Here is a 4,402-nt window from a genome sequence, read left to right on the forward strand (position 1 = left end):
TCTTGGCTTCGGCCGTGATCATCAGCACCGGCAGATGCGCCAGGGAAGGGGTGGAGCGGATCTTCTTGAGCAGGGTCAGGCCATCCATGACCGGCATGTTCCAGTCGGTCAGGACGAAGGTGATGTTGGAGGCTCCGGATTCCAGAATCTTCAGGGCCGTGGAGCCGTCATCGGCCTCCACGATCTTGGTGTATTCGAGTTCCTTGAGCAGGCCGCTGACGATGCGGCGCATCGTCGAAAAATCATCGACGACGAGAAAGTGTTGGTCTGTATCAGCCATGGTGAAAAGCTACCTTGAGGGAAAGGTGTGATGCGCAGCAAACAGCAAATCGCGCGCCGGTGACAGGTAGCGCCGATGGCGCCCGCCGGCGCTGCCGATCAACGGAGCACCGGAACTGGCCGGAACGGTTGCCGCGCAGCCCGCGGTCGTGGAGGATCAGCGGATCAGTTGCTCAGTGCCCACTTGCCTGCGCTGTTCTTGCAGTAACGCAATTTCAGCGGCTCGGTGCCACGCTTGCTGGTGACCACCAGGTCCACATTGGCGCAGGGCGGGGTGCTTTGCTCGAAGGCCGGGGTGATCTTGGCCGTGGTGGTGGGCTTGGGGCCATCGGTCCACTGCGAGGTCTTGCCGTTCACGCCGGCGTCCAGGGACGCGGTGATGGCGGCATACAGGGAATTGATCTGTTCTTTCTTCAGATCGGCCACGGCCGTGTTGGAGAAGAAGTCCAGATTGGCCTGCGCGTGTGCCTGATGGCTCAGGACCGCGGCGCAGATCAGGCCAGCGTGGGCGGCCAGCTTCAGGAAGCGGAAGCGGGAGGGGGTACGCTTGTTCATGGCTTGCTCGTTTCTCAATATCGGGGGGGTAAGTGGCGTCATCCGCCATCGGGGGGAATGGCGGCGACGTTCCAGCCACTGTTTATACCAGAAGTTACGGTGCGCCCAAACTTGTGCTTGCACGGTAAAGGTCCCGCTTTTCCTGCTTTGCGCTACGATGCGGCTCGTCATAATGCGCCAGACTGATGTCATTACGTACACGATGCTTGCGCCGCAATTGCGCCGTACAAAGGCCATGCAAACGATTGCAGTGATTCATTTCCAATACAAGAAAAGGGGAAGCGATGAAGTCATGTCTGATGCGTGCCGGGATGGTCCTGGGCGCACTGAGCGCCATGTTGTCCATCCTGCCAGTTGCTGCATCGGCCCAGGCCCCCGCCACCCCGGCGGTGCAGGCGGTGGCCTCCGGCGTGCGCTATCAGCTGATCGGCCGCTGGGATGTTGACAGGCTCAACAGCATTCTGCAAAAGGATACGCCGGCATTCTCCGGCGTCCCCGTCAATTACTCCCCCGCACGCAATGCCGTGCGGCTCTATCGCATCACGTATCCTTCCGTGATCCCGGAGCGCGGCAACCAGCCTATCCTCGCCTCGGGCTTGCTGGCGTTGCCGGATACGCCGGCCAAATCCTATTCGCTGGTGTCCTATCAGCATGGCACCGTGTATGAACGGCAGCAGGTCCCGTCCTTCCCCGAACAATCGCCCGAAACGCAGTTGATGATTGCCCAGTTCGCCGGGCAGGGCTATGCGCTCATCGGCGCCGATTATTTCGGCATGGGCATTTCCAGCGAGCCGGAAGGCTACATGGTCAAGGGCAGCCACCAGCAAGCCACCTATGACATGCTGCTGGCCGCGCGCAGCGTGCTGGCCAGCATGGGGGTGCGCGAGGACAAGCTGTTTCTCTCCGGGTGGTCGCAGGGTGGTTTCGTGACCATGGCCTTCCTTGAAAAACTGGAAGCGGCCGGCGTCAAGGTCGATGCGGCCACGACCGCCAGTGCACCGCTGGACGTGTTCGCGCTGCTCGAAGGATTTCTCACTTTTCCACGCCCCAATGATGCGGCCTGGCTCAACAGCATCGTCATTCTGTCAGCCTTTGCCTTCGAAAATTATTACGGTGTGCCGGGGTTGGCGCGCTCGGTGCTCACTGATGCGGCCTACCCGGTCGCCAAGAATGCCTACGATCGGCAGCCCTTCAATGTGGCCGATATTCCGACCGACCTGCACAAGCTGATGCGGCCGGAATATTTTGACCCGCAGTATTTCGCCCGGTCCGCCTATGGCCGCCTGATCGCGACCACCCAGGCCTATCGCTGGGTGATCCGTTCCGACGTGCGCAATTACTATGGCGAAACGGATGAGGCCATCACCCCCGGCGTGGGTCGCATGGCCATGACCTATGCACAGGCCATGGGTTCGGGGAACACGCGGGTACAGGCGGTCTCCACCGGACCGACTACGCATCGCGGCACCTTTGCCACCGCAGTGCCCGCGTGGAAGCGCTGGTTCGATGAAAAGGTGGCGGGGCAGTAACGCGCGTTGCTTGCCGTGGCCGCGGCGCAGGCCGGATGGAAGGGCGCAAGGGCGGATCAGACCTGTGTCTGCCCCTTTATTCTGCCGTGATGCGGCAGCTCATCCGGCTTATCATCCCCGCACCGGCACTCCCGCCGGTCCTGTCCGACTCCACTGCGCAATCCACATGAATCCTCTCCGCCGTCTCCGCCTTGGCCCCCGCCTGGCTGCGGGCTTTGCCGCCCTCCTGCTGTTGCTGGTGATCATCACCTTCATCGGCATCACTCGCATGTCTTCGCTGGACACTACCTCGTCCCGACTGAGCGGCGCCATTTATCCGAAGGTCAATGCGGCCCAGAAGATGCAGTACCTGATGATGAATATCGCCCGTTCGGCGCGCAACATCATCATCCTGGAAGATGATGCCCAGATGAACAGCAACAAGCAGTCCATCGACAAGGACCTGGCCGAGTACCAGAAAACGCTGGACTATCTGCGCAATTCCGTTTCGACCGATGAAGGACGTAGCCTGGTCGCGCGTGCAGATGAACAGAGCAAAGCCTATTTCGCTTTTACCAATGATGTCGTGGCACTGGGACTGAAGAACCAGAACGTCGAGGGACAACGCTTGCTGTTTGGCCCTCGGTACAAGACGCAAGGGGAGTTGCTCGCCACCTTGCAGCAGATGGTGACGCGCTTTGAGGGTCAGATGCGCGAGGCCAGTGAAGCAGCGCATGCGACTTACGTTACTTCTGCAACTATCCTCGGCGTCTCGGCAGCGGTGGCGGTTCTGCTGGGCCTGATCGCTGCACTGGCCATCAGCCGCTCCATCACCGTACCCATGGCCGATGCCGTCGATGCGGCCCGCAAGGTAGCCAATGGCGACCTGACCAAGACCATTACCGACAGCGCACCGGATGAAACCGGCGACCTGCTCGGTGCGTTGCGCGAGATGAATACGGCACTGGTCGACATCGTTTCCAACGTGCGCACCGGTGCCGATACCATCGCCACCGCGTCGCAGGAAATCGCTGCCGGTAACCAGGACCTGTCGGCACGCACCGAACACCAGGCCAGTTCGCTGGAAGAAACCGCCTCTTCGATGGAGGAGTTGACCTCCACCGTACAGCAAAACAGTGCGAATGCCCGCCAGGCCGCGGAGATGGCACAGGCCGCTTCCAACGTCGCCGGGCAGGGCGGTGCCATCGTCGGCGACGTGGTCAGCACCATGGATGCCATCGATGCCTCCGCCCGCAAGATCGTGGACATCATCGGCGTGATCGACGGCATTGCCTTCCAGACCAACATCCTGGCGCTCAACGCAGCGGTGGAAGCGGCACGTGCAGGCGAGCAGGGACGCGGCTTTGCCGTGGTCGCTACCGAAGTGCGCAGCCTGGCCCAGCGTTCGGCGGCGGCCGCCAAGGAGATCAAGGTCCTCATCGGCGACTCGGTGGAGAAGGTCGACTCCGGTGCGCAACTGGTCAAGAAGGCCGGCCAGACCATGGATGAGATCGTGCAGAGCGTGGCCCAGGTCAATACCATCATCGGCCAGATCAGCGCCGCCGGTGAAGAGCAGCGCGCCGGCATCGAGCAGGTGCACCAGGCCGTGGCGCAGATGGATGAAGTTACCCAGCAGAATGCGGCGCTGGTCGAGGAGGCGGCAGCCGCTTCACGCTCCATGCAGGGGCAGGCCGCCGAACTGGCCGAGAAAGTGGCCGTCTTCCGCTTGCCACAGCAGGCAAGAGGTGTGCTGGGATAAGTCGCCGGGACGGCTCAGGCCGCCTAAGCCCCAGGAAAGCTGTCCAGATATTGGGCAGCTTTTTTTATGGGTGAAGGACGCCGATCACGAGCCATCGCCTGAAACGGCATGAGGAAAGGAATGGAGGGGAGAAAGCCGCAACCGGAACCGGTTGCGGCCAGGATGCATCAGTTGTCGGGCAGTTCGCCCTTGGCGGCCAGGTCGATGGCGCGCACGATGGCGACGGCTTTTTCGATCACTTCCGCCTGGCTGGAGACGCGCATGCTCTTCTTGAGGTGATGGATGTGATCGCGGGTCTTGC

At 61.7% G+C, this 4,402-nt stretch carries 4 protein-coding genes; 2 read left to right on the forward strand and 2 right to left on the reverse strand.

All coding sequences use genetic code 11. The annotated features are described in order from the left end of the window. Both B3873_RS19845 and B3873_RS19850 read right to left on the reverse strand, forming a co-directional pair. Nucleotides 1–280 (reverse strand): response regulator (locus tag B3873_RS19845; RefSeq protein WP_286868497.1); only part of this gene is annotated, 280 nt, incomplete at its 3' end. Nucleotides 281–444: 164 nt separating this feature from the next. Continuing rightward, nucleotides 445–834, reverse strand: coding sequence for a hypothetical protein (locus tag B3873_RS19850; protein WP_039786042.1), 390 nt, complete (start codon nt 832–834; stop codon nt 445–447). A gap of 284 nt (nt 835–1,118) precedes the next feature. On the opposite strand from B3873_RS19850, the gene B3873_RS19855 reads away from it, so the two are divergent. Together B3873_RS19855 and B3873_RS19860 are read left to right on the forward strand one after the other, a co-directional pair. After that, nucleotides 1,119–2,363, forward strand: a complete 1,245-nt coding sequence (locus B3873_RS19855) for an alpha/beta hydrolase family protein (RefSeq protein WP_276844253.1) — start codon at nt 1,119–1,121, stop codon at nt 2,361–2,363. Between the two features lie 166 nt (nt 2,364–2,529). Continuing rightward, nucleotides 2,530–4,101, forward strand: coding sequence for a methyl-accepting chemotaxis protein (locus B3873_RS19860; RefSeq protein ID WP_286868500.1), 1,572 nt, complete (start codon nt 2,530–2,532; stop codon nt 4,099–4,101). The last annotated feature ends 301 nt before the right edge of the window (nt 4,102–4,402 follow it).

Origin of the sequence: Herbaspirillum sp. UBA812 (genome assembly GCF_002296545.1) — a bacterium.
Taxonomy (GTDB): Bacteria; Pseudomonadota; Gammaproteobacteria; order Burkholderiales; family Burkholderiaceae_D; genus Herbaspirillum; species Herbaspirillum huttiense.

Bases quoted from the DNA above. Each gene is read 5' to 3' on its own strand.
- B3873_RS19850 (WP_039786042.1), bottom strand. From the start codon at position 834: ATGAACAAGCGTACCCCCTCCCGCTTCCGCTTCCTGAAGCTGGCCGCC.
- B3873_RS19855 (WP_276844253.1), top strand. From the start codon at position 1,119: ATGAAGTCATGTCTGATGCGTGCCGGGATGGTCCTGGGCGCACTGAGC.
- B3873_RS19860 (WP_286868500.1), top strand. From the start codon at position 2,530: ATGAATCCTCTCCGCCGTCTCCGCCTTGGCCCCCGCCTGGCTGCGGGC.